Origin of the sequence: Pantoea sp. GbtcB22, assembly GCF_019091025.1 — a bacterium.
Lineage (GTDB): Bacteria > Pseudomonadota > Gammaproteobacteria > Enterobacterales > Enterobacteriaceae > Pantoea > Pantoea leporis.
Genome location: NZ_JAGXKB010000001.1, coordinates 1,343,811 through 1,369,960 on the forward strand (window position 1 = coordinate 1,343,811; position 26,150 = coordinate 1,369,960).

At 53.7% G+C, this 26,150-nt stretch carries 22 protein-coding genes and 7 tRNA genes; 26 read left to right on the top strand and 3 right to left on the bottom strand.

Going from position 1 to position 26,150, the window contains the following annotated elements; translation table 11 throughout:
• Positions 1-73: 73 nt before the first annotated feature.
• A complete protein-coding gene (nagE, locus tag KVT28_RS06315; RefSeq protein ID WP_217547564.1) occupies positions 74-2,101 on the bottom strand; it encodes an N-acetylglucosamine-specific PTS transporter subunit IIBC in 2,028 nt (675 codons plus the stop codon).
• A gap of 342 nt (positions 2,102-2,443) precedes the next feature.
• Here nagE and nagB point away from each other — a divergent pair, with 342 nt between their 5' ends.
• From nagB to KVT28_RS06375, 12 genes are all read left to right on the top strand, one after another.
• Positions 2,444-3,244: a glucosamine-6-phosphate deaminase gene (gene nagB, locus KVT28_RS06320; RefSeq protein WP_110865725.1), complete on the top strand. Its 801-nt coding sequence runs from the start codon at positions 2,444-2,446 to the stop codon at positions 3,242-3,244.
• A 61-nt stretch (positions 3,245-3,305) separates the two neighbouring features.
• On the top strand, positions 3,306-4,454 hold the full coding sequence (gene nagA / locus KVT28_RS06325) for an N-acetylglucosamine-6-phosphate deacetylase (RefSeq protein WP_101763238.1): 1,149 nt from the start codon (positions 3,306-3,308) through the stop codon (positions 4,452-4,454).
• Positions 4,455-4,461: 7 nt separating this feature from the next.
• On the top strand, positions 4,462-5,682 hold the full coding sequence (locus KVT28_RS06330) for an N-acetylglucosamine repressor (protein ID WP_137385370.1): 1,221 nt from the start codon (positions 4,462-4,464) through the stop codon (positions 5,680-5,682).
• Positions 5,683-5,723: 41 nt separating this feature from the next.
• A complete protein-coding gene (locus tag KVT28_RS06335; RefSeq protein ID WP_101763240.1) occupies positions 5,724-6,476 on the top strand; it encodes an HAD-IIA family hydrolase in 753 nt (250 codons plus the stop codon).
• Between the two features lie 317 nt (positions 6,477-6,793).
• Positions 6,794-8,461 (top strand): asparagine synthase B, encoded by a 1,668-nt coding sequence (gene asnB / locus KVT28_RS06340; protein ID WP_008107047.1) that lies wholly within the window; start codon positions 6,794-6,796, stop codon positions 8,459-8,461.
• Between the two features lie 215 nt (positions 8,462-8,676).
• Positions 8,677-8,753, top strand: a tRNA-Met gene (locus tag KVT28_RS06345).
• A gap of 7 nt (positions 8,754-8,760) precedes the next feature.
• Positions 8,761-8,845, top strand: a tRNA-Leu gene (locus tag KVT28_RS06350).
• Between the two features lie 21 nt (positions 8,846-8,866).
• Positions 8,867-8,941: transfer RNA gene (locus KVT28_RS06355), tRNA-Gln, on the top strand.
• Positions 8,942-8,975: 34 nt separating this feature from the next.
• Positions 8,976-9,050, top strand: a tRNA-Gln gene (locus tag KVT28_RS06360).
• Positions 9,051-9,076: 26 nt separating this feature from the next.
• Positions 9,077-9,153: transfer RNA gene (locus tag KVT28_RS06365), tRNA-Met, on the top strand.
• Positions 9,154-9,159: 6 nt separating this feature from the next.
• Positions 9,160-9,234: transfer RNA gene (locus KVT28_RS06370), tRNA-Gln, on the top strand.
• A 28-nt stretch (positions 9,235-9,262) separates the two neighbouring features.
• Positions 9,263-9,337 (top strand) — tRNA-Gln (locus tag KVT28_RS06375).
• A 103-nt stretch (positions 9,338-9,440) separates the two neighbouring features.
• On the opposite strand, the gene ubiF is transcribed toward KVT28_RS06375, so the two are convergent.
• Positions 9,441-10,613, bottom strand: coding sequence for a 3-demethoxyubiquinol 3-hydroxylase (gene ubiF / locus KVT28_RS06380; protein WP_101763241.1), 1,173 nt, complete (start codon positions 10,611-10,613; stop codon positions 9,441-9,443).
• 169 nt (positions 10,614-10,782) lie between these two features.
• Between ubiF and miaB the strand changes: the two genes are divergently transcribed.
• The 9 genes from miaB to KVT28_RS06425 all read left to right on the top strand — a co-directional run bounded on the left by miaB (position 10,783) and on the right by KVT28_RS06425 (position 20,089).
• A complete protein-coding gene (miaB, locus tag KVT28_RS06385) occupies positions 10,783-12,207 on the top strand; it encodes a tRNA (N6-isopentenyl adenosine(37)-C2)-methylthiotransferase MiaB (RefSeq protein ID WP_101763242.1) in 1,425 nt (474 codons plus the stop codon).
• Between the two features lie 207 nt (positions 12,208-12,414).
• Positions 12,415-13,488 (top strand): PhoH family protein, encoded by a 1,074-nt coding sequence (locus KVT28_RS06390; protein ID WP_101763243.1) that lies wholly within the window; start codon positions 12,415-12,417, stop codon positions 13,486-13,488.
• Positions 13,485-13,958, top strand: a complete 474-nt coding sequence (ybeY, locus tag KVT28_RS06395) for an rRNA maturation RNase YbeY (RefSeq protein WP_217547259.1) — start codon at positions 13,485-13,487, stop codon at positions 13,956-13,958. Before KVT28_RS06390 ends, ybeY begins: the two co-directional genes overlap by 4 nt.
• A gap of 82 nt (positions 13,959-14,040) precedes the next feature.
• A complete protein-coding gene (corC, locus tag KVT28_RS06400; protein WP_101763244.1) occupies positions 14,041-14,922 on the top strand; it encodes a CNNM family magnesium/cobalt transport protein CorC in 882 nt (293 codons plus the stop codon).
• Positions 14,923-14,926: 4 nt separating this feature from the next.
• Entirely contained in the window at positions 14,927-16,453 is a 1,527-nt protein-coding gene (gene lnt, locus KVT28_RS06405) for an apolipoprotein N-acyltransferase (RefSeq protein WP_217547262.1), read from the top strand.
• A gap of 437 nt (positions 16,454-16,890) precedes the next feature.
• Entirely contained in the window at positions 16,891-17,784 is an 894-nt protein-coding gene (locus tag KVT28_RS06410) for a glutamate/aspartate ABC transporter substrate-binding protein (protein WP_101763246.1), read from the top strand.
• Positions 17,785-17,945: 161 nt separating this feature from the next.
• Positions 17,946-18,686 carry an amino acid ABC transporter permease gene (locus tag KVT28_RS06415; protein ID WP_061717388.1) on the top strand — a complete coding sequence of 247 codons (741 nt, stop codon included), beginning with the start codon at positions 17,946-17,948 and terminating at the stop codon, positions 18,684-18,686.
• Entirely contained in the window at positions 18,686-19,363 is a 678-nt protein-coding gene (gltK, locus tag KVT28_RS06420; RefSeq protein ID WP_101763247.1) for a glutamate/aspartate ABC transporter permease GltK, read from the top strand. The genes KVT28_RS06415 and gltK overlap by 1 nt, the downstream gene beginning before the upstream one ends.
• Positions 19,364-20,089, top strand: coding sequence for an amino acid ABC transporter ATP-binding protein (locus KVT28_RS06425; protein ID WP_008103661.1), 726 nt, complete (start codon positions 19,364-19,366; stop codon positions 20,087-20,089).
• An 85-nt stretch (positions 20,090-20,174) separates the two neighbouring features.
• Here the strand turns inward: KVT28_RS06425 and KVT28_RS06430 are convergent, their stop codons facing one another.
• Positions 20,175-20,657, bottom strand: coding sequence for a zinc ribbon-containing protein (locus KVT28_RS06430; protein ID WP_007890691.1), 483 nt, complete (start codon positions 20,655-20,657; stop codon positions 20,175-20,177).
• Between the two features lie 222 nt (positions 20,658-20,879).
• On the opposite strand from KVT28_RS06430, the gene leuS reads away from it, so the two are divergent.
• From leuS to rsfS, 5 genes are all read left to right on the top strand, one after another.
• On the top strand, positions 20,880-23,462 hold the full coding sequence (gene leuS / locus KVT28_RS06435) for a leucine--tRNA ligase (protein ID WP_101763315.1): 2,583 nt from the start codon (positions 20,880-20,882) through the stop codon (positions 23,460-23,462).
• A 14-nt stretch (positions 23,463-23,476) separates the two neighbouring features.
• Entirely contained in the window at positions 23,477-24,076 is a 600-nt protein-coding gene (gene lptE, locus KVT28_RS06440) for an LPS assembly lipoprotein LptE (RefSeq protein WP_101763248.1), read from the top strand.
• Positions 24,073-25,104, top strand: a complete 1,032-nt coding sequence (gene holA, locus KVT28_RS06445) for a DNA polymerase III subunit delta (RefSeq protein WP_101763249.1) — start codon at positions 24,073-24,075, stop codon at positions 25,102-25,104. The genes lptE and holA overlap by 4 nt, the downstream gene beginning before the upstream one ends.
• On the top strand, positions 25,097-25,741 hold the full coding sequence (gene nadD / locus KVT28_RS06450; RefSeq protein ID WP_101763250.1) for a nicotinate-nucleotide adenylyltransferase: 645 nt from the start codon (positions 25,097-25,099) through the stop codon (positions 25,739-25,741). The genes holA and nadD overlap by 8 nt, the downstream gene beginning before the upstream one ends.
• 91 nt (positions 25,742-25,832) lie before the next feature.
• Positions 25,833-26,150, top strand: coding sequence for a ribosome silencing factor (gene rsfS, locus KVT28_RS06455; protein ID WP_210081539.1), 318 nt, complete (start codon positions 25,833-25,835; stop codon positions 26,148-26,150).

Below are 26,150 nucleotides of genomic sequence, written 5' to 3' on the forward strand. Positions count from 1 at the left end.
CAACCGTTTGTTGGTCGTTTTAAAACAAAAAAGGCAGGAATCGCTTCCTGCCTTCTGGCTCAATCACAAGGACTTAGCCTTTAACCTCGTACAGCGGGGTTTCGCCTGCAACCACTGAACCGGTTGCCAGTAAATTCAGACCAGCGAAATCATCGCTATTGCTGACAACAACCGGACTGATCATCGAGCGGGCGTTGGCATTGAGGAAGTCCAGATCCATTTCCAGGATTGGCTGACCTGCAGTGACCGTTGCGCCCTCTTCAACCAGACGCGTGAAGCCTTTGCCTTCCAGCGCTACTGTATCCAGCCCCATATGTACCACGATCTCGACGCCGTTTTCCGCCTCAAGGCAGAACGCATGGTTGGTATTGAAGATCTTCACCACGGTTCCGCCGGTTGGCGCAACCACGGTTTTGCCGGTTGGCTTGATGGCCAGACCATCACCGACTGCCTTGCTGGCGAATGCTTCGTCAGGCACATTTTCCAGCGCAACGATGTCACCGGTTACTGGCGCCAGCAGCGTAGCAATCACGGCTTTTTCGCTGTTCAGCACCGCCTGCGGTTTTACTGCAGCAGCAGGAGCAGCCGTTGACGCCGCGGCAGATGCCGCAACTGGACCTTTGCTCAGTACGGTTTTCATTGCTGTTGCAATGCTTTCCGCCTGCGTACCGACAATAACCTGTACGCTCTGCTTGTTCAGACGAATCACACCTGAAGCACCGAGACGTTTAGCGACACCTTCATTAACCTGCGCGGAATCTTTAACGTTCAGACGTAGACGTGTGATACAGGCATCGATGTTGGTCAGGTTTTCTGAGCCACCCACCGCCGCAATATAACGACGCGCCAGAGATTCAGTTTGGCTTTCACCGTTGCCGCTGTTATCGACATTGACGTCATAACCATCGGTTTCATCGCCCGCAGAGAGTTCGCGGCCCGGCGTCATCAGGTTGAATTTCTGGATGGTGAAGCGGAATACCACGTAGTAGATAACGAAGAACACCAGACCTTGTGGGATCAGCATCCACCAGTGCACCGCCAGCGGGTTACGCGTTGACAGCACCATATCCACCAGACCCGCACTGAAGCCGAAACCGGCAATCCACTGCATGCTCGCGGCGATGAAAACTGAAAGACCGGTCAGTGCCGCGTGAATCACATACAGCACCGGCGCCACGAACATAAAGGAGAATTCCAGCGGTTCAGTGATACCCGTAAAGAAGGCGGCAAAGGCCGCCGCCAGCATAATGCCGCCGACTTTAGCGCGGTTTTCCGGGCGTGCGCAGTGGTAAATTGCCAGCGCTGCACCTGGAAGACCAAACATCATGATTGGGAAGAAGCCCGCCTGATAACGACCGGTGATGCCTGGGATACCTGTACCTTCAGCGATAGACTGCGCGCCGCCAAGGAATTTAGGAATATCGTTGATACCGGCAACATCGAACCAGAATACCGAGTTCAATGCGTGGTGTAAGCCAACAGGAATCAGCAGACGGTTAAAGAAGGCGTAGATGCCCGCACCGACGGAACCCAGCTTCTGAATATGCTCACCAAAACTTACCAGTCCACCGAAAATGATCGGCCAGATATACATCAGAATGAACGCAACCAGGATCATCAGGAACGATACAAGGATCGGCACCAGACGGCGACCGCTAAAGAAGGACAACGCTTTTGGCAGTTCAACATGACTAAAGCGGTTATAGACTTCAGCAGAAAGAATCCCGACAAGAATGCCAACAAACTGGTTATTAATTTTACCGAAGGCAGCGGGAACTTGCTCCACCGGCATCTTCTGAATCATTGCCACCGCTGCCGGAGAACAGAGTGTGGTCACAACAAGAAAGCCGACAAAACCGGTTAACGCTGCAGCGCCGTCTTTATCTTTTGACATACCGTATGCCACACCAATGGCAAACAGCACTGGCATATTGTCGATGATTGCCGAACCGGATTTGATCAACAGTGCTGCCAGCGCATTGCCTGCGCCCCAGCTATCTGGATCAATCCAGTATCCAACGCCCATCAAGATTGCCGCTGCCGGCAGAGTCGCTACCGGCACCATAAGCGCGCGGCCGACCTTTTGCAGATATCCTAAAATACTCACCTTATTCTCCCCCTATGAGACTGGCGTTTTGCCGTGGCGCAGGTTGATTTTATTATCCCGTCGCCCGGTACCTTGATGACACTTTTCACCACGAGGCGCAGTGTAAAGATAAATTAATTCGCCTCGCAAATTAAAACCACTACAACTGTGACTTTAATCACCAAAATGGTGGTTTGATAATGCGAAATGCTAGCCAGCACCACAAACTTATTTTATGATAAAAAATATCGAGTCGCACTTATCCCTGGTGGCTACGCTTAAACGCATTACGCTTAAGGGCAAAAACTGTCAGAGAAACGGCAACTCCACATTTCCAATCTTAATTGAGGTGAAGACATGAGACTGATCCCTTTGGCCACACCGACCCAAGTGGGTAAATGGGCTGCACGCCACATTGTTAACCGCATTAATGCGTTTAAGCCTAGCGCAGAGCGTCCCTTCGTGCTGGGTCTGCCAACCGGTGGAACACCGCTGGAAGCTTACAAGCACCTGATCGATATGCACAAAGCGGGCCAGGTTAGTTTCAAGCACGTCGTCACCTTCAACATGGATGAGTACGTTGGCCTGCCAAAAGAGCATCCGGAAAGTTACCACAGTTTCATGTACCGTAACTTTTTCGATCATGTTGATATTCAACAGCAAAATATCAATCTTCTGAATGGTAATGCCGAAGATATTGACGCAGAATGTCGCCAATACGAAGAGAAGATCCGCGCTTACGGCAAAATTAACCTGTTTATGGGCGGCGTGGGCAACGATGGTCACATCGCCTTTAACGAACCGGCTTCTTCCCTCTCCTCACGTACCCGCATCAAAACCCTGACGCACGATACGCGCATTGCAAACTCACGCTTCTTTAATGGTGATGTGGATCAGGTGCCGAAATACGCCCTGACGGTTGGTGTCGGTACGCTGCTGGATGCTGAAGAAGTGATGATTCTGGTTACCGGCCACCTGAAAGCGCAAGCGCTGCAGGCTGCGGTTGAAGGTAACGTCAACCACATGTGGACCATTAGCTGCCTGCAGCTGCATGCCAAATCTGTCGTGGTATGTGACGAGCCAGCCACCATGGAACTGAAAGTGAAAACCGTGAAATATTTCCGCGAAATGGAAGCGGAAAATATGAAAGGTGTGTGAAAACACGTTGTAACAAAACCTGCTGCTTTCAGGCAGCAGGCTTAGCCGGGAGAGAGAAACGATGTACGCATTAGTGAACGGCCGGATTTTTACTGGTCATGAAATTCTGGACAATCATGCAGTTGTGATTGCAGATGGCCTGATTGAGCGCGTGTGTCCGCGTGATGCCCTGGACGCGGCAATTGCACAGCAGGATGTGGCTGGTGCGTTTATCGCTCCTGGTTTTATTGATTTGCAGCTTAACGGCTGCGGCGGCGTGCAGTTCAATGATGACATCAATGCATTAAGCGTTGAGACGCTGGAGATCATGCAACGCGCCAACGAGAAATCAGGCTGCACCAGCTATTTGCCAACACTGATTACCAGCACCGATGCGCTGATGAGACGCGCAGTCGAAACCATGCGCGCCTACCTGGCTAAGCATCAGAATCAGGCAATCGGCCTGCATCTGGAAGGTCCGTGGCTGAATAAAGCTAAAAAAGGTACGCACAATCCTGAATTAATTCGCCTGCCGGATGCCGAGCTGGTGGATTTCCTCTGCGCCAATGCCGACGTCATCACTAAAGTCACGCTGGCACCTGAAAATACGGGCAGCGAGGTGATTCGTCAGCTGCGTGATGCCGGCATCATCGTGTCAGCGGGTCACTCCAACGCGACCTATGAAGAAGCAAAAACTGGCTTCAGCGCGGGCGTCAGCTTTGCTACGCATCTCTACAATGCCATGCCAACCTTCGCTGGACGTGAGCCAGGTCTGATCGGTGCGCTGTTTGATTCGCCTGATGTATACTGCGGCATCATTGCGGATGGTTTACATGTCCATTACGCTAATGTGCGCAATGCAAAACGCATTAAAGGCGACAAGCTGGTGTTAGTGACGGATGCCACAGCACCGGCGGGCGCATCGATTGATCAATTTATTTTTGCAGGCAAAACAATATACTATCGCGATGGCCTGTGCGTTGACGAGAACGGTACGCTCAGCGGTTCTGCCTTGACCATGATTGAAGCGGTGCAGAACAGCGTTGAACATTGCGGTATCGCTCTTGATGAAGCGCTGCGTATGGCGACGCTCTATCCAGCGCAGGCGATGGGTGTGGAGAAGCAGTTAGGCACGGTCGAAGCAGGAAAAGTCGCCAACCTGACTGTCTTTACCCGCGATTATCAAATCACTAAGACGTTCGTCAACGGAGACAACGTCCTCAGCGAGTAAGCATTGAATGACCACTGGCGGCCAGTCTCAAATAGGAAATGTTGATCTTGTTAAACAACTCAATAGTGCAGCCGTTTATCGGCTAATCGATCAGCAGGGGCCAATTTCGCGCATTCAGATTGCCGAACACAGTCAGCTTGCGCCCGCCAGTGTCACCAAAATTACCCGCCAGCTCATTGAGCGCGGCCTTATCAAAGAGGTGGAGCAACAAGCCTCCACCGGTGGGCGTCGCGCGATCTCCATCATTACTGAAACCCGTCATTTTCATACTATCGGCGTGCGCTTAGGGCGTAATGACGCGACGTTGACGCTGTTTGATCTGAGCGGGAAATCGCTGGCGCAGGAAGATTATCCGCTGCCCGAGCGCACGCAGGAAACGCTGGAGAACGCGCTGTTCAATGCCATCAGCGCCTTTATGGCCGCGCATCAGCGTAAGATTCATGAACTGATTGCTATCTCGGTGATTCTGCCCGGATTGGTCGATCCCATTAACGGCATCATTCGCTACATGCCGCACATCGCGGTAAGTCATTGGCCGCTGGTTTCCAGCCTGAAAAAACGCTTCAACGTCACCAGCTTTGTTGGTCATGACATCCGTAGCCTGGCGCTGGCCGAGCACTACTTCGGTGCAAGTCGCGATTGCGCAGACTCCATTCTGGTGCGTTTGCATCGCGGCACCGGTGCCGGAATCATCGCCAACGGCCACATTTTCCTCGGCAGTAACGGCAACGTGGGCGAGATTGGCCATATTCAGGTTGATCCGCTGGGTGAACGCTGCCACTGCGGTAACTTTGGCTGCCTGGAAACCATTGCGGCTAACGGCGCGATTGAAAACCGCGTGCGTCACTTGCTGAATCAAGGCTATCCCAGTTCATTAACGTTGAATGATTGCCTGATGCCGCAGATTTGCCGCGCCGCTAATCATGGCGACGCGCTGGCGTGCGAAGTGATTGAATATGTCGGCCGCTATTTAGGCAAGGCGATTGCTATCGCCATCAACCTGTTCAATCCGCAAAAAGTGGTGTTGGCCGGTGAAATCACTGAAGCCGATAAAGTACTGTTTCCTGCCATTGAAGGGTGTATCAATACGCAGACGCTGCCTGCCTTCCGTAAAAATCTGCCGGTGGTGCGTTCCGAGCTCGATCATCGCTCGGCGATTGGCGCCTTTGCGTTGGCAAAACGCGCAATGCTGAATGGCATTTTGCTGCAACATCTGCTGGAAGAGTAATCACCAGCCTGCTGTCAAGCAGGCCCGACCGGATGCAATCTATGACGATTAAAAGCGTAATCTGTGACATCGACGGCGTGTTGATGCATGACAATACCGCCGTTCCCGGCGCGAAAGAATTTCTGCAGCGCATTCTGGCGAAGGATATGCCGTTGGTGGTGTTGACCAACTATCCTTCGCAAACCGCGCCGGATCTGGCGAACCGCTTTGCCAACGCCGGCATTGACGTACCAGATTCGGTGTTTTACACCTCGGCGATGGCCACCGCCGATTTCCTGCGCCGTCAGGAAGGGAAAAAAGCCTACGTAATTGGCGAAGGTGCGCTGATTCATGAGCTGTATAAAGCTGGCTTCACCATCACTGACGTTAATCCAGATTTCGTTATCGTCGGCGAAACCCGCTCCTTCAATTGGGAAATGATGCACAAAGCCGCTTTCTTCGTGGCCAATGGCGCCCGCTTTATCGCCACTAATCCCGATACACATGCACGCGGCTTTGTTCCTGCCTGCGGAGCACTCTGCGCCGGTATCGAAACCATCTCCGGCCGTAAACCGTTTTACGTCGGAAAACCGAGTCCGTACATCATGCGCGCAGCGTTAAACAAAATGCATGCGCATTCGGAAGAGACGGTCATTGTGGGCGATAACCTGCGGACAGACATTCTGGCAGGCTTCCAGGCGGGTCTGGAAACCATTCTGGTGCTGTCTGGCGTTTCCACACTGAGTGATATTGATGCGATGCCTTTCCGCCCGGATTGGATTTACCCATCGGTCGCCGATATCGACCTGTTCTGATTCCAGCCATTACCTCTTCTTATGGCCCTGCTTATGCAGGGCTTTTGTTTTTTCTGTGGTTATGCCTTTCTTTACCGCTCGCCTTATGCCTACAAAACGAACGATAATGCAGTTTTATTAGATGACATCTAAAATAAACGCTTATCAATTGAATAATATTCAATATTATTTGCCCATCAACATTCTTTTTATCAAAGAATCGCAATTATGCTTGCACTAACACCGCCATTTAGCGCATTTTCTTATACATCACGCAGCCAAGGCTGCCGGACAAACGTAGAAATAACTTCGCCACAAGGTGAGATCAGGAGTCAGTTATGTGTTCAATTTTTGGTGTGCTGGATCTGAAAAGCGATCCTATTGAGCTGCGCAAGAAAGCGCTGGAATCTTCTCGTCTGATGCGTCACCGCGGCCCGGATTGGTCAGGTGTTTATGCGGATGATAAAGCCATTCTGGTGCATGAGCGTCTGTCGATTGTTGACGTTAACAACGGCGCACAGCCGCTGTATAACGCTGACCACACCCACGTACTGGCTGTTAACGGCGAAATTTACAACCATCAGGCGCTGCGTGCTGAGTTGAGCGATCGTTACGCTTTCCAGACCGGTTCTGACTGTGAAGTGATCCTCGCGCTGTATCAGGAAAAAGGCGTCGATTTCCTCGACGAGCTGCAAGGCATGTTCGCCTTCATTCTGTGGGACAGCGTGAAGCAACAATATCTGATTGGTCGCGACCATATCGGCATTATCCCGCTGTATATGGGCAACGACGAGCACGGCAACCTGTATGTCGCTTCCGAGATGAAAGCGCTGGTGCCGGTGTGCCGCAGCATCAAAGAGTTCCCGCCGGGAAGCTACATGTCGAGCGCCGATGGTGAAATCCGTCGTTACTGGCAGCGTGACTGGATGGAATATTCCGCTGTTGAGCACAACACCACGGATGCCGCCGAGCTGAAACATGCGCTGGAAGAGTCAGTAAAAAGTCACCTGATGTCTGACGTGCCTTACGGCGTTCTGCTGTCTGGCGGCCTGGACTCATCCATCATCTCTGCCGTGACCAAACGCTTTGCTGCGAAACGTGTTGAAGATGCGGATAAGAGCGATGCATGGTGGCCGCAGCTGCACTCCTTCGCGGTTGGCCTGGAAGGTTCTCCAGACCTGAAAGCAGCGAAATCAGTCGCAGAACACCTCGGTACCGTGCACCACGAAATCCATTTCACCGTGCAGGAAGGCTTGGATGCGATCCGTGACGTGATTTACCACATCGAAACCTATGATGTGACCACCATTCGCGCCTCTACGCCGATGTATTTAATGTCGCGTAAGATCAAAGCGATGGGCATCAAAATGGTGTTGTCCGGTGAAGGTGCGGATGAAGTCTTTGGCGGCTACCTCTATTTCCATAAGGCGCCAAACGCCAAAGAATTCCACGAAGAGAACGTACGTAAACTGCTGGCTCTGCACATGTTTGACTGTGCTCGCGCCAACAAAGCGATGTCCGCCTGGGGCGTGGAAGCGCGTGTGCCGTTCCTCGACAAGAAATTCCTCGACGTGGCGATGCGCATCAACCCGGCAGACAAACTGTGCGGCAGCAACGGCAAGATGGAAAAACACATCCTACGCGAATGTTTCTCTTCTTACCTGCCGGAGAGCGTGGCGTGGCGTCAGAAAGAGCAGTTCTCTGATGGTGTGGGCTACAGCTGGATCGATACGCTGAAAGAAGTGGCGGCGAAGCAAATCACCGACCAACAGCTGTCGACTGCGCACTTCCGCTTCCCGTACAACACGCCGAACTCGAAAGAAGCGTACCTGTATCGCGAAATCTTTGAGGAATTGTTCCCAATCGCCAGCGCCGCAGAGTGTGTGCCAGGCGGTCCGTCGGTGGCCTGTTCTTCGGCTAAAGCGATCGAGTGGGATGAAGCCTTTAAATCCATGGATGACCCTTCTGGTCGTGCCGTTGGTGTGCATCAGTCCGCGTATAAATAAGGTTTTTACTCAACAAGATATGGGGCTCATTCGAGCCCCTTTTTTATGCAATCTATCGTACAGCCTGTGAAATTAGCCGAATAAATCACCAGCCTGGTTACAAGCCAGACAAACAGGCGTTTTAAGGCGAAAAACGGCAAAAAAATTGTTGACGCTACAAGACTCAATACGCATAATGCGCCCCGCAACGCCGATGAAGGTTACGCGAAAAAGATGGCTACGTAGCTCAGCTGGTTAGAGCACATCACTCATAATGATGGGGTCACAGGTTCAAATCCCGTCGTAGCCACCATCTTTTTGCGGGAGTGGCGAAATTGGTAGACGCACTAGATTTAGGTTCTAGCGCCGCAAGGTGTGCGAGTTCAAGTCTCGCCTCCCGCACCATTTCAGTCTTCGGCAGCCGGATGGGGTATCGCCAAGCGGTAAGGCACTGGTTTTTGATACCAGCATTCCCAGGTTCGAATCCTGGTACCCCAGCCAATCCGGATTATGTTGTGGATACAAAGTCGACGAATGGGATATCGCCAAGCGGTAAGGCACCGGTTTTTGATACCGGCATTCCCTGGTTCGAATCCAGGTATCCCAGCCATCGTCGGACGCAGTAAGCAGTACAAAGGCTACGTAGCTCAGCTGGTTAGAGCACATCACTCATAATGATGGGGTCACAGGTTCAAATCCCGTCGTAGCCACCAAATTATTGGGGTGTCGCCAAGCGGTAAGGCTCTGGTTTCTGATACCAGCATTCCGGGGTTCGAATCCCTGCACCCCAGCCATAAAAAGACAATTTGATCAAACACCTATTGGGGTGTCGCCAAGCGGTAAGGCACTGGTTTCTGATACCAGCATTCCGGGGTTCGAATCCCTGCACCCCAGCCAAATTGCACAATAAAGCCCGCTTATGCGGGCTTTATTGTTTTCTGCGTTTGGCAAAGTGGCGAGCAAACTTTTAACCAAGAGCGCATCAATGCGCTCCATACAATCACAAACCTAATGCGTAACGCAGCACCTTACGTTTCAACTCTCCGGCATTCTCCGCCGCAATCAGCGCCAAGTTTCGCGCAAAACGCAGCGGCGGCAGTTTATTGCTAAACGCGAAGTAGAACAGATCCATACCGCCCTGCATCAGTAAATTATCTTTGTAACGCTGACGATGATAACGCTGCAGCACAGCATCCGATGACCAGAGCTCCGCCTGGTTGCGCGCCTCGACCAGCGTCGTGATCAACGCATTCACATCCCGATAGCCCAAATTAACGCCCTGTCCGGCCAGCGGATTGATGGTGTGCGCCGCATCCCCCACCAGCGCCAATCCCGGCATCACATAACGTGTTGCATGACGTCGCACCAGCGGGAAAGAGGCCGCAGTTTTGACCTGAATACGGCCAACGCGTGCCGGGAAGTGAGCATAAATCTCTTTCTCCAGTTGCGGGAGCGGCAAACTTTGCAGCTGACGAATTCGTGCTGGCGCGTCGTACCACACCAGCGAAGCACGACGATCAAACAGCGGCAGGAAAGCGCGCGGCCCTTGCGGCGTAAACTGCTGCCAGGTGGCATCGCCCGCCTCCTGCTCGCACTCCACGCTTATCAGCATGCAGGATTGCGCATAGTTCCAGCCGCGCACGCCAATACCCGCTAACTGACGCACACGCGAGTTAGCACCATCTGCGCCGACCACTAAACGCGCATCCAACGTTTGGCCGTTATCGAGTTGCACCTGCCAGCCAGCGCTGTGCGGCTGCAAACCCTGCAAGCTCGCCGGGCAGATCAGTGTGATGCCCTCTTGCTGCATTTTTTCCCACAGCGCACGCTGCAGCACGCTGTTTTCCACCATAAAGCCCAGCTCGGGCAACCCAAGCGACGCCGCATCAAACTTCACATGCGCGTTTTGCCACTCCCAGGTTTCCAGCTGGCGATAGGGCGCACAGCGCATCGCCTGCACACGCTGCCAGACATCCAGTTGCTGCAGCAGCGCAACCGACGACGCACCGATGGCGGAGATACGCACATCTGGCTCGCTGCCGGCATCAAAGCTTGCCGGTTCCGCCCGTTCAATGACCGCTACGCGAAACTGCTGCTGCGCCAGGCCACACGCCAGCGCCGCACCAACCATGCCACCGCCCACGATCACCACATCAAAATGTGAATCCTGCATCGACTCTAATCCTTCTTTTTGCCGTGAAACCTTCCAGCATCACGTTGATAGCTAAAGTGTACCGGAAATTAGCAGCGCGATGCGATGCAGATGCGTGAAGCCTGGTAACAACAGCGTCGAAGCATTACAATACGCGCCCTGCACTTCGCTTGAATCAATGGCTAGTTCGATGACCAAAAAACTGCACATCAAAACCTGGGGCTGTCAGATGAATGAATACGATTCATCGAAGATGGCCGATCTGCTGAACAGCACGCACGGCTACACCCTTACCGAGGAAGCTGAAGAGGCGGACGTTCTGCTGCTCAACACCTGCTCCATCCGTGAAAAGGCGCAGGAGAAGGTTTTTGCTCTGTTAGGCCGTTGGAAAAAGCTGAAAGCGAGCAATCCCGATCTGATCATCGGCGTGGGTGGCTGCGTGGCCTCACAAGAAGGTGAACGTCTGCGCCAGCGCGCCAGTTACGTCGATATCGTCTTTGGCCCGCAGACCTTACATCGTCTGCCGGAGATGATTAACACCGTGCGCGGCAGTAAAAGCCCGGTTGTTGACATCAGCTTCCCTGAAATTGAGAAGTTTGATCGCCTGCCAGAACCGCGCGCCGATGGCCCAACCGCCTTTGTGTCGATCATGGAAGGTTGCAACAAATATTGTACTTTCTGCGTGGTGCCTTACACGCGCGGCGAGGAAGTCAGCCGTCCGAGCGACGATATTCTGCTGGAAATCGCCCAGCTTGCCGCTCAGGGCGTACGTGAAGTCAACCTGCTGGGCCAGAACGTCAACGCCTATCGCGGCGCCACCTTTGATGGCGATATCTGCACCTTTGCTGAGTTGCTGCGCTTAGTGGCGGCGATCGACGGCATTGACCGTATTCGCTTCACCACCAGCCATCCTATTGAATTTACCGATGACATCATCGAGGTTTACCGCGATACGCCCGAGCTGGCGAGCTTCCTGCATCTGCCGGTTCAGAGCGGATCAGATCGCATCCTGACGCTGATGAAGCGCGCGCACACCGCACTCGAGTACAAAGCGATTATCCGCAAGCTGAAAGCCGCACGTCCGGATATCCAGCTGAGCTCTGATTTCATCATCGGTTTCCCCGGCGAAACGCAGCAGGATTTTGAGCAGACCATGAAGCTGGTCGGTGAAGTGAATTTCGATGTCAGCTTCAGCTTTATCTACTCCATGCGCCCAGGCACGCCGGCGGCCGATCTGCCCGACGATGTGACAGAAGAGGAGAAAAAGCAGCGTCTTTTCATCCTGCAGGACCGCATCAATCAGCAGGTGATGGCGTGGAGCCGCCGCATGCTGGGCACCACGCAGCGCGTGCTGGTGGAAGGCATTTCGCGTAAGAATGTGATGGAACTGACCGGCCGCACCGATAATAACCGCGTGGTGAACTTCGAAGCACCGGTTGAAATGATCGGTAAGTTTGTTGATGTCGAAATTGTTGATGTCTATGCCAGCTCCCTGCGCGGCGTGCTGGTGCGCACCGAAGATCAAATGGCGCTCCGTGTGGCCGAAAGCCCGGCGTCAGTGATTGCGCGTACCCGCAAAGAGAACGACATCGGCGTCGGACTGTTCCAGCCTTGAAACCTCGAACGTTGAGCGATAGCGCACAAAGCGCTGTCGCCTGTTTCATCCCCAGGCCCTTGCTTTCCACAAGTGCTGCCCAAATATCGACTCTGAAGCTTGCGCCAGTGCGCAGCGCCATAAATAATTTCATAAAGATGTGGAGAGATTGCTCTTCGGCATCCGGCACACCTTTTCAACTGGCCCTGAGTGACCTTAAGGATTCATTTGAATATCGAAACGCGTGAAATCGCCCTTGAACCGGCAGATAACCAACGACTGATGAGCTTGTGCGGTCCGATGGATGACAATGTGAAACAGCTGGAGCGCCGTTTGGGCCTTGAAATCAAACGCCGTGACAACCAATTCACGCTTACCGGCCGCTCGCTCTGTGTGGACGCTGCCGTCAATATCCTGCGCACGCTGTATGTTGATACCGCCCCAATGCGCGGTCAGATCAAAGATATCGAACCGGACCAGATTCACCTGGCAATCAAAGAGAGCGGCGTTCTGGAACAAAGCGCTGAGAGCGTGCCGGAATTCGGCAAAGCGGTGAACATCAAAACCAAGCGTGGCGTAATCAAACCGCGTACGCCTAACCAGGCGCAATACATCGCCAATATCTTCTCGCACGACATTACCTTTGGTATCGGCCCGGCCGGTACCGGTAAAACCTATCTGGCGGTCGCTGCCGCAGTGGATGCGCTGGAGCGTCAGGAGATTCGCCGTATTCTGCTGACGCGTCCGGCGGTTGAAGCGGGTGAGAAACTCGGCTTCCTGCCTGGCGATCTCAGCCAAAAGGTCGATCCCTATCTGCGCCCGCTGTACGACGCGCTGTTCGAAATGCTCGGCTTTGAGCGCGTAGAGAAACTGATTGAGCGCAACGTGATTGAAGTGGCTCCGCTGGCCTACATGCGTGGACGCACGCTGAACGACGCCTTTGTGATTCTCGATGAGAGCCAGAACACCACTATCGAACAGATGAAGATGTTCCTGACGCGTATCGGTTTTAATTCCAAAGCGGTCATTACCGGCGATATCACGCAGATTGACTTGCCGCGCAGCACCAAATCCGGCCTGCGCCACGCCATTGAAGTGCTGGCAGAAGTCGATGAGATTAGCTTTAACTTTTTCCACAGCGAAGACGTGGTGCGTCATCCGGTTGTCGCGCGCATCGTGAATGCTTATGAAGCCTGGGAAACCGCCGACCAGAAACGCCGTGATCAACAGGCAGAAGAGCGCAAACGCGAAGCTATCGCGGCTCAGCTTGCCAGCCAAACAAGCCCGCAGGAGCGTTCATGAGCGCGGTGATTCTTGATTTACAACTGGCCTGCGCCGATGAAAACCATCTGCCAGCGGAGAATGATTTTCAACGCTGGCTGGAAGCGGCGGTAACGCCGTTTCAACCTGAAAGCGAAGTCACGATTCGTCTGGTGGATGAAGCCGAGAGTAATGAGCTTAATCTGACTTATCGCGGCAAAGATAAGCCGACCAACGTGCTGTCATTCCCGTTTGAAGCACCGCCGGGAATTGAACTTCCACTGCTCGGCGATCTGATTATTTGCCGTCAGGTTGTCGAGCAAGAGGCTGCTGAACAGGGCAAAACCGTTGAAGCCCACTGGGCGCATATGGTGGTGCACGGTACGCTGCATCTGCTGGGTTACGACCATATCGAAGATGAAGAAGCCGAAGAGATGGAGGCGCTGGAGACCGAGATAATGCTTGCTCTTGGTTATCCTGATCCGTACATTTCGGAGAAAGAAGACGCCTGAGCCGCTGGTTCAGGTTATTGCGCTGCTGGCGCGGATGCCAGCAGCCCCAATCCCTCATTAGAGAGAACGAAATAAAAACGCCATGAGCGACGACCATTCTCAAAACAGCGACGCACCCAGTAGTAAAAAGGGATTTTTCTCCCTGTTAATCAACCAACTGTTTCACGGTGAACCTAAAAACCGTGATGAACTGCTGGGGTTAATCCGCGATTCTGAGCAAAAAGAGCTGATTGATCAGGACACCCGCGACATGCTCGAAGGGGTGCTGGACATTGCCGAACAGCGCGTGCGCGACATCATGATCCCTCGCTCGCAAATGATCACCCTGAAACGCAACCAAACGCTGGAAGAGTGCCTTGCGGTGATTATTGAATCCGCCCACTCACGTTTCCCGGTGATCAGCGAAGACAAAGACCACGTCGAAGGCATTTTGATGGCCAAAGACCTGCTGCCGTTTATGGCCAGCGCGTCTGAGCCGTTCAGCATGGAAAAAGTGCTGCGCACCGCCGTGGTGGTTCCTGAAAGCAAGCGCGTCGATCGCATGCTGAAGGAGTTCCGCTCGCAGCGTTATCACATGGCGATTGTCATTGACGAATTTGGTGGCGTCTCTGGTCTGGTGACCATTGAAGATATTCTTGAGCTGATTGTTGGCGAAATTGAAGATGAGTATGACGATGAAGAAGATCGTGATATCCGCCAGCTCAATCGTTACACCTATACCATGCGCGCCTTAACGCCAATTGAAGATTTTAATGAGGTCTTTGGCACCGATTTCAGCGATGACGAAGTCGATACCATTGGCGGATTGGTCATGCAGGGATTCGGCCACCTTCCCGCTCGCGGCGAAAGTATTGTCATTGATGGCTATCAGTTCAAAGTCGCCATGGCTGACAGCCGCCGTATCATCCAGGTGCATGTAAAAATTCCGGAAGACTCACCACAACCGCAACTGGAAGACGAATAACTTTATGGCTTTAGCCTCTCTTTACTCGCAGCAGCGGGTTCGCCTGCTGCTGGCGTTAGTTACGGGTGCCATTGGCACCCTTTCCTTTTCCCCCTACGATTTCTGGCCTGCGGCGATAATTTCGCTGTTTGGTCTGCAACTGTTGCTGCTGGAACGTCGCACTGCGCAGGCTGCGGCAATCGGCTTCGCTTGGGGCTTTGGACTGTTTGGCAGCGGCATCAATTGGGTTTACGTCAGCATCGCCACCTTTGGCGGCATGCCCGGCCCGGTAAACATCTTACTGGTGATTCTGCTGGCGGCTTATCTGTCGCTTTATCCGATGCTGTTTGCCATCCTGCTCAACCGTTTCTGGCCGCGCGCCACAATCTGGCGTTTGGCTTTAGCGGCACCCGCGCTGTGGCAGATTAGCGAGTTCCTGCGCGGTTGGGTGCTCACCGGCTTTCCGTGGCTGCAGTTTGGCTACAGCCAGATTGACGGTCCGCTAAAAGGCCTCGCGCCGCTGGCCGGTGTGGAAACCATTACCTTCCTGTTAATGGTGATCGCGGGCCTGCTGGTGCACGCGCTGCATCATCGTACCGTGAAAAGCTTGATAGCCGCCGCGCTCCTGCTGTTACTGCCGTGGCCGCTGCGCATGATGCAGTGGTATCAGCCGCTGCCGGAACGCAGCGTTGATGTTGCGATGGTGCAAGGCAATATTCCGCAGTCGATGAAGTGGGATCCGCAGCAACTGCTGAACACGCTGCGCGTTTACACCTCCTATAGCCAGCCGTTTATCGGCAAAGCACCGATCATTATCTGGCCCGAATCAGCGATTACCGATCTGGAAAGCAACCAGCAGCCGTTCCTGCGGGCGCTGGATGCTGACCTGCGCGCGCGCGGCAGCTCACTGATTACCGGTATCGTGGATTCTCGCGTGGAAGGCGATAATCGCTATCACGACTATAACTCGGTAATTGTGCTGGGTGGTGAGCTGCCTTACAGCTATCAAAGCCAGAACCGCTATCAGAAGAATCATCTGGTGCCATTTGGTGAGTTTGTGCCGCTGGAAGCGTTGCTGCGTCCGCTGGCGCCGTTCTTCGATTTGCCGATGTCCTCCTTCAGCCGTGGCGCCTATGTCCAGCCGCAGCTGAAAGTAGCGGGTTATCACCTGACCAGCGCTATCTGCTATGAGATCGTGCTGGGCGAACAAGTGCGCGCCAACTTCCGTCCCGATACCAACTTCCTGCTGACCGTCTCCAACGATGCCTGGTTCGGTCACTCCATCGGACCGTGGCAGCATTTCCAGATGGCGCGCATGCGTGCGCTGGAGCTGGGACGTCCGTTACTGCGCTCTACCAATAACGGTGTTACCGCAGTAGTAAATGCCAATGGTGAGGTGGAGAAAGCGTTGCCGCAGTTCACACGCAATGTGCTGGAAGCCAAAGTCACGCCAACCAAGGGTGAAACGCCGTATGCGAAAGCGGGCATCTGGCCAGTGTGGCTAGTGACGTTGATTAGCATTGTGGTGGCCATTCTGCGCCGTCGCCACTAGTTCAGGCAGCTATGCAAAAAGGCGAAGTGAATACTTCGCCTTTTTTATGCGCTGTTTTCTCTTCCTTCCGTGGTGCTTTCCCCGATTCTCTGCTGGCTTTTTACACTTCTTCATCGTGCTGGCACGATCATTGCTATTTATTTCAGTGATTTTCGCAAACATCGGCTTTTGTCAGCGTAGTGCAACCTTTACGCACTAATTTATGGCAATGATGCGCACTCTATTAGCGCATCGGGGAATTTTTGCCTTTTATTGGTGCGGAGCGGCTCGCAAAAAAGAAACTTTTTTGTTTCATTGCGTTAACAATTCGCTATGTTAATCACTATCCTGCGTGCAGTTGCGCTATGGGATAACAAAAAAAGCAGCACGAAATACACACAACATCACAATCTGCGCAGTTTATGTTCTGCGCGACATCCATACGAAGGAGTTGGAACATGCAGATACGCAAAGTGGCATTATCTCTTTTGCTGTTGGGAGCAGCAGCGGGAGCGGCCCAGGCGGAAGATCTCACCGGTACCCTGAAAAAAATCAATGATAGCGGCGTGATCGTCGTTGGGCATCGTGAATCATCAGTTCCCTTTTCTTACTATGACAACCAGCAAAAAGTGGTTGGCTATTCACAGGATTATTCAAACGCCATCATCGCGGCTATTAAAGCCAAACTGAATAAGCCTGATTTGCAGATCAAAATGCTGCCGATTACTTCGCAGAACCGTATTCCTCTGTTGCAGAACGGAACTTACGATTTTGAGTGCGGTTCTACCACCAACAACCTGGAGCGTCAGAAGCAAGCGGCATTCTCTGACACCGTGTTCATCATCGGTACGCGTCTGCTGGTGAAAAAAGGCGGCGACATCAAAGATTTCCCTGATCTGAAGGGTAAAACCGTTGTCGTGACCTCCGGTACCACTTCAGAAGTTCTGCTGCACAAACTGAACGACGAGCAAAAAATGGATATGCGTATCATCAGCGCGAAAGATCATGGCGATTCTTTCCGTACGCTGGAAACCGGTCGTGCTGTGGCCTTCATGATGGATGACGCGCTGCTGGCAGGTGAACGTGCCAAAGCCAAGAAGCCAGACAACTGGGACATCGTGGGTACACCGCAGTCGAAAGAAGCTTACGGCTGCATGCTGCGTAATCAGGATCCACAGTTCAAACAGCTGATGGATGAAACCATTGCTAAAGCGCAAACCTCTGGCGAAGCCTCAAAATGGTTTGAAACCTGGTTCAAAAAACCGATTCCACCGAAGAATCTGAACCTGAACTTCGAACTCTCAAGCGATATGCAGGCCCTGTTCAAAGCACCGAACGACAAAGCACTCTGAATTAACAACGACAACAAGGGCAGCCCCGCTGCCCTCTCGATTGCTGAACATGCGGTGCGGACAGACAGACTGTAACAGGCCGTTCCCCTGAAGCAGGATGCAAGACACCGCTCAACAATCTTATGGGTAGCCTCGCTACCCTTTTTTTACCGGAGCTCGTTATGGGTATCGATTGGAACTGGGGCATTTTTCTTGAACAGGCCCCGTTCGGCAATACGACTTACCTCGGCTGGCTGTGGTCCGGTTTTCAGGTCACCATTGCGGTGTCCTGCTGCGCCTGGATTATCGCCTTCCTGGTAGGTTCCTTATTTGGCATTCTGCGTACCGTGCCCAACCGCCTGTTGGCGGCAATTGGCACCTGCTACGTGGAGCTATTCCGTAATATCCCACTTATTGTGCAGTTCTTCTTCTGGTATCTGGTTGCGCCAGAACTGGTGGGCGAAAAGCTGGGCATGTGGTTTAAGTCAGAATTGGATCCCAATATTCAGTTCTTCGTCTCCTCGACGATTTGCCTTGGTTTGTTCACCGCAGCGCGCGTCTGTGAACAGGTACGCGCGGCGATTCAGTCGCTGCCACGCGGTCAGAAAAATGCCGGCCTGGCGATGGGCCTGACGCTGCCGCAAACCTATCGCTATGTGCTGCTGCCGAATGCCTATCGCGTGATTGTGCCGCCGATGACGTCGGAAATGCTTAATCTGGTGAAGAACTCGGCGATCGCCTCAACCATCGGACTGGTGGATATGGCGGCGCAGGCCGGCAAGCTGCTGGATTACTCCGCGCATGCCTATGAATCCTTTACCGCCATCACTCTGGCGTACGTCGGCATTAACCTGGTCATCATGCTGATTATGAGTGTGGTAGAACGCAAAATTCGCCTGCCTGGCAATATGGGAGGCAAATAATGTACGAGTTTGACTGGAGTTCAATTGTTCCCAGCCTGCCTTACTTGTGGAACGGGTTGATCATTACCTTCAAGATCACCGCGATTGCCGTGGTGTTTGGCATTATCTGGGGCACGATTTTGGCGGTGATGCGCTTGTCGCCGATTGCGCCGATACGCTGGTTTGCCAAGCTGTACGTCAACCTGTTCCGCTCCGTACCCTTGGTGATGGTGCTGCTGTGGTTCTATTTGGTGGTGCCCGCCTTCCTGCAACAGGTGCTGGGCTTATCGCCTAAATCAGATATCCGCCTGATTTCTGCCATGGTGGCATTTGCGCTCTTTGAGGCCGCGTACTACTCGGAAATCATCCGCGCCGGTATTCAGAGCATCTCACGCGGGCAGTCCAATGCCGCGCTGGCGCTCGGCATGACGCACTGGCAATCGATGAAACTGATCGTATTGCCGCAGGCGTTCCGCGCCATGGTGCCGCTGCTGCTGACGCAGGGCATCGTGCTGTTCCAGGATACCTCGCTGGTGTATGTACTGAGCCTGGCCGATTTCTTCCGCACCGCTTCGACCATAGGTGAGCGTGACGGAACCCAGGTTGAAATGATTTTGTTTGCTGGTCTGGTCTACTTTGTGATCAGCCTGAGCGCTTCGCTGTTGGTTACCTATCTGAAAAGAAAGAGGACGGTTTAAATGATTAGCCTGAAAAATGTTTCAAAGTGGTATGGGCACTTTCAGGTGCTGACCGACTGCTCCACCGAAGTGAAAAAAGGTGAAGTGGTAGTGGTCTGCGGTCCGTCTGGCTCAGGTAAATCAACGCTGATTAAAACCGTGAACGGCCTGGAGCCGATTCAAAAGGGCAGCATTCAGGTGACCGGCACCGAAGTGAACAACAAAAAAACCAACCTCGCTCAATTGCGTAGCAAAGTGGGCATGGTGTTCCAGCATTTCGAGCTGTTCCCTCATCTCAGCATCATCGAGAACCTGACGCTGGCGCAGGTCAAAGTGCTGAAGCGTGATAAAGCGGCCTCACGTGAGAAAGCGCAGGGCTTGCTAAAACGTGTTGGGCTCTCTGCGCACGCGGATAAGTTTCCCGGCCAGCTTTCCGGCGGCCAGCAGCAGCGCGTGGCAATCGCGCGTGCGTTGTGCATGGATCCGGTGGCGATGCTGTTTGATGAGCCGACGTCAGCGCTTGATCCTGAAATGATCAACGAAGTGTTGGACGTGATGGTTGAGCTGGCGAATGAAGGCATGACCATGATGGTGGTAACGCATGAAATGGGCTTTGCGCGCAAAGTCGCTAACCGCGTGATCTTTATGGATGAAGGGAAAATTATCGAAGACACCAATAAGGATGACTTCTTTAACAATCCACAATCCGATCGTGCGAAAGACTTCTTGGCGAAGATCCTGCACTGATTAGCGCAATAAATCGCGCCGCTACGATAAGTGCTCGTACCCGTAGCGGCGCGATTCATCGCGCGGGGGTTATACATTCATAAAATCAGGGTTCAAACGGCTGGCGCTGGAACTGATCGTGCCCGCACTCCGGGCAGCGCGTTAAGCTCTCTGGCGTATAAATCGCCCGTGTGAAGCCGCACTTCTCACAGACTAAATTCCCCAGCCCCACCACTTCACCGCTCTGGTAGACGCCGTGATGGCGCAAATCCTGAAACACTTCACGCCACTCGAGCTGACTTTTATCGGTGATATCCGCCAGCTCTTTCCACAGGCTTTCACGAATCACGCGCAAAAACACTGAATCGCCGACCACATCAGAAGACTCCTGATAGCTCAGCGCAAACTCGTGTAAATCGCGCCGCACGGCGCGCATCACTTCATTGACCTCGGCGGGTGACAACGTTTTTTTCGCCAGCAAACTTTGCCGCGCCTCGGCCACCAACGCATCAACATCGCGCTCGCCATGATCCAATCGTTGGGATAATGCTTCAATCGTTGCACGGTATTCCTGCGCCACGTTATTCATTTTATTCTCCTTTCCGCTGCGGATACTGCTGTTAAGTTTAGCGGTTTTGTCACAATTGCATCGGCAGCAACCTAAGAAATCACAAAAGGGTGAAAGCGGCGGCGCATTCGGCAGAAATCCGGCCGGCGAGGGCGTGAAAAGTTGTTGATGCGCAGCCTTATGGGTATGCTATGCGGATCTAAAAGTATGCTTAGCGATTTTCACAAAGGACCACAGGCAGCCATGCAAGAGCAATACCGCCCGGAAGAGATAGAATCCCGCGTCCAACAACACTGGGACGAAAACGAAACCTTTAAAGTGACCGAGCAGGAAGGCAAAGAGAAATATTATTGCCTTTCGATGCTGCCCTATCCTTCTGGCCGCCTGCACATGGGGCATGTGCGTAATTACACCATTGGCGATGTGATTGCGCGTTACCAGCGTATGCTCGGCAAAAACGTTCTGCAGCCAATTGGCTGGGATGCGTTTGGTCTGCCAGCCGAAGGTGCTGCGGTGAAAAACAACACCGCGCCGGCGCCGTGGACGTACGACAACATCGCTTACATGAAGAACCAGTTGAAATTACTGGGCTTTGGCTATGACTGGAGCCGCGAACTGGCGACCTGCCAGCCAGAATACTATCGCTGGGAACAGTGGTTCTTCACTAAGCTGTATGAAAAAGACATGGTCTATAAAAAGACCTCGGCGGTGAACTGGTGCCCGAACGATCAGACCGTGCTGGCCAACGAACAGGTTATCGACGGCTGCTGCTGGCGCTGTGATACCAAAGTTGAGCGCAAAGAGATCCCACAGTGGTTCGTCAAAATCACCGCCTATGCGGAAGAGCTGCTCAACGATCTCGATAAGCTGGAAGATTGGCCGGAGCAGGTCAAAACCATGCAGCGCAACTGGATTGGCCGCTCTGAAGGCGTGGAAATCACCTTTGACGTTGCCAACAGCGCTGAGAAGCTGACCGTTTACACCACCCGTCCAGACACCTTTATGGGTGCAACCTATGTGGCGGTTGCCGCAGGTCACCCACTGGCGCAGCAAGCAGCTGCCACTAATCCTGCGCTGGCTGAATTTATCGACGAATGCCGTACCACCAAAGTCGCCGAAGCCGACATGGCAACGATGGAGAAGAAAGGCGTGGCCACCGGCCTGTTCGCTATCCATCCGCTGACCGGTGAAGAAATTCCGGTGTGGGTCGCTAACTTCGTGCTGATGGAATACGGCACCGGCGCGGTAATGGCTGTTCCAGGCCACGATCAGCGTGACTGGGAGTTCGCTACCAAGTACAACCTGAACATTAAGCCGGTGATCCTGAATCTCGACGGTTCTGAACCGGACCTGAGTGCTGCCGCGATGACCGAAAAAGGCGCGCTGTTCAACTCGGGTGAATACAACGGTCTGGATCATCAGGCGGGCTTTAACGCCATCGCCGATGCGCTGGCTGCCAAAGGCGTGGGCGTGCGTAAAGTCAATTACCGTCTGCGCGACTGGGGCGTTTCCCGTCAACGTTACTGGGGCGCGCCAATTCCAATGGTGACGCTGGAAGATGGCACCGTGATGCCAACGCCAGAAGATCAGTTGCCGGTCATCCTGCCAGAAGACGTGGTAATGGATGGTATCACCAGCCCAATCAAAGCCGATCCTGAGTGGGCCAAAACCACCGTTAATGGCCAGCCTGCGCTGCGTGAAACCGACACCTTTGACACCTTTATGGAGTCATCCTGGTACTACGCGCGTTATACCTGCGCCAACTATCATGAAGGCATGCTGGATCCGGCGGCGGCGAACTACTGGTTGCCGGTCGATCAGTATGTTGGCGGTATCGAACACGCCATCATGCACCTGATGTATTTCCGCTTCTATCACAAGCTGCTGCGTGATGCTGGCCTGGTAAACTCTGATGAGCCGGCTAAACGCCTGCTGTGTCAGGGCATGGTGCTGGCTGATGCGTTCTACTACCTCGGCGTGAACGGCGAGCGTAACTGGGTTTCTCCGGTTGACGTGACCGTAGAACGCGACGAGAAAGGCCGCATTATCAAAGCCACTGACAACGAAGGTCGTGAAGTGGTTTACGCCGGCATGAGCAAAATGTCGAAGTCGAAAAACAACGGCATCGATCCCCAGCTGATGGTTGAGCGTTACGGTGCAGATACCGTTCGTCTGTTCATGATGTTTGCTTCGCCAGCAGAGATGACGCTGGAGTGGCAGGAATCGGGCGTTGAAGGTGCTAACCGCTTCCTGAAGCGCGTATGGAAACTGGCTTACGAGCACATTGCGAAAGGCGCGACCGTGGCGCTGGACGTCAATAACCTGAATGACGACCAGAAAGCGTTGCGTCGCGATCTGCACAAAACCATCGCCAAAGTGGCCGATGATGTGGGTCGTCGTCAGACGTTCAACACCGCCATCGCTGCCATTATGGAGCTGATGAACAAACTGATCCGTGCCCCGCAGGAGAGCGAGCAAGATCGCGCGCTGCTGCAGGAAGCGCTGGTCGCAGTGACGCGTCTTCTCTATCCATTCACCCCGCACGCCAGCTATGTATTGTGGCAAGCGCTGGGCGGCGAAGGCAGCATCGACGAAGCCAGCTGGCCGGTAGCCGATGAAGCGGCCATGGTGGAAGATTCGCTGCTGGTGGTGGTGCAGGTGAATGGCAAAGTGCGCGGCAAGATTACCGTTGCGCCGGATGCCACGCAGGAGCAGGTGCAGGCGCGTGCTGCGCAGGAGCATTTGGTGGCGAAATATCTGGATGGCGTCACCATTCGTAAAGTGATTTATGTCCCTGGCAAACTGCTTAACCTGGTCGTAGGTTAAGTTCAGGAGGAACTGTGCGACAACTGATTATCAGGCTGTTTGTCCTGTTTGCGGTAGTGATTACCGCAGGCTGTGGTTTCCACCCGCGCGGCACCACCTCGGTGCCGAGTGAGATGAAAACCCTTATCGTCCAGAGCGGCGATCCCTATGGCCCACTGGCACGTGCCGTGCGCCAGCAGCTGCGCATCAACAATGTCACCATCATTGAAGACAGCAAAGCGGCCAGCGCCAAATACCCAACGCTGCGTCTGGGTGCTGAAGGCCAGGGACGCGATACCGCATCGGTGTTTATCAGCGGTACCACCGCGGAATACTCGCTGGTGATGACGGTCACCGCACAGGTTCTGCTGCCGGGTAAAGGTATCTACCCGATCAGCACCACCGTGTATCGTTCTTTCTTCGACAACCCGAACGCCGCACTGGCGAAGGATGCCGAGCAAGATATGATCGTGCAGGAGATGCGTCAGCGCGCGTCCGAGCAGTTAGTACGTAAACTGCTGACCGTGCATGCCGCGCAGGAAAGCAACAAAGATACTTTGCCGCAGCCTGAGACGATTGCACCGGGACAGAACTCACCGGAAGTGTCCTCTTCGTCAGCTACCAGTCTGCAATGATCAGGATTTATCCTGAACAACTGAGCGCGCAGCTTCGAGAGGGGCTGCGCGCCTGTTATTTTCTTACCGGTAATGAACCTCTGCTGATTCAGGAAAGCGCAGATGCAATCCGTGCTACCGCCAGCGCACAGGGATTTGAAGAGCACTTCAGCGTCACCATTGATGCGCAAACCGATTGGGATGCGATCTTCGTTAGCTGCCAATCGCTCAGCCTGTTTACCCAACGCCAAACCCTGACGCTGCAACTGCCCGAAAACGGCCCCAATGCCGCTATCGCCGAGCAGTTAGTGAAACTCTCCACGCTGCTGCACAGCGATATTTTGCTGGTGCTGCGCCTGGCGAAACTGACCAAAGCGCAGGAGAACAGCGCCTGGTTCAAAGCGCTGAGTACGCAGGCGGTAATGGTTCCGTGCCAGACGCCTGAACAGGCACAGCTGCCGCGCTGGGTGGCGAGTCGCGCCAAAACGATGAAACTCAGCGTAGATGATGCGGCGATCCAGCTGCTTTGCTACTGCTACGAAGGGAATCTGCTGGCGCTGTCGCAGGCGCTGGAACGCTTATCGCTGCTGTGGCCGGATGGCAAATTAACGCTGCCGCGCGTGGAAGCCGCCGTCAACGATGCTGCGCACTTTACCCCGTTCCATTGGGTGGATGCATTGCTGGCAGGGAAAAGTAAACGCGCCCTGCACATCCTGCATCAGCTGGAAAAAGAGGACAGCGAAGCGGTGATTCTACTGCGCACGCTGCAACGCGATTTACTCACGCTGCTGCACCTGCAGCGGAATCAGGCGAAACAAGCGCTGCGCACGCTGATGGATCAGCAACGTATCTGGCAAAACCGTCGCGCGCTGTTTACTGAAGCCTTGCAGCGCCTTGATGCACAGCGTTTACAGCGCGCGGTGCATTTGCTGGCAGAGCTGGAACTCAGCATGAAGCAGGATTACGGACAAAACCTGTGGCCGCAGCTGGAAACACTGTCGCTACTACTGTGTCACCGCGATTTCCCATTGAGCTTTACTGATGTCTAAACTCTACGCTCTGTTTGGCGGCACCTTCGATCCGATTCACTACGGCCATTTGCGCCCGGTAGAAGCGCTGGCACAGCAAGTGGGATTAAAAAAGGTCACGCTGCTGCCGAACAACGTGCCGCCGCATCGCCCGCAGCCGGAAGCCTGTGCACAACAGCGCGTTGAGATGCTGCGCTGTGCTATTGCCGATCGCCCGCTGTTTGATATTGATACGCGCGAACTGGCGCGTGCAACGCCGTCCTGGACAGTTGCCACGCTGGAAGCACTGCGTGCGGAACGCGGCCCAAAACAGCCCCTCGGGTTTATCATTGGTCAGGATTCTCTGCTAACTTTAGCCAAATGGCATCGCTGGCAGGATCTATTGTCGCTGTGCCATTTGCTGGTGTGTAAGCGTCCAGGTTACGCCGCGCAGATGGAGACGAAAGAGATGCAGCAGTGGCTTGATGAGCATCTCGCCGATGAGGTGCAGCAACTCCATCACGCACCGGCGGGACACATCTGGCTGGCGGATACGCCGCTGTTCGACATTTCCGCCACCGAAATCCGTCAGCGCCGCCACGCAGGCATCTCCTGCGCGGATTTACTGCCAGATGCAGTGATCGGCTACATCGATAGCGTTGGCTTATATCGCAGCTAAAGGCAGCATGCTATACTGCGCCGCTTCATTTTCGGCTACCTTTCTCGCATCGTTAGCCCGTCCGTAATCACCTGTTTTTAAGGGGAACCTTTTGCAAGGTAAAGCACTCCAAGAGTTCGTTATTGATAAGATTGATGATCTCAAAGGCCAGAACATTATTGCTATCGATGTTCAGGGCAAATCCAGCATCACCGATTGCATGATCATTTGCACCGGCACTTCAACACGTCACGTCGCTTCTATCGCCGATCATGTGGTGCAGGAATCGCGCACTGCGGGCCTTAAGCCGCTGGGTGTAGACAGTAAAACCGCCTCCGATTGGGTGGTCGTTGACCTGGGTGACGTGATTGTGCACGTGATGGAAGCAGAGAGCCGCCAGCTGTACGAGCTGGAAAAACTCTGGAGCTAA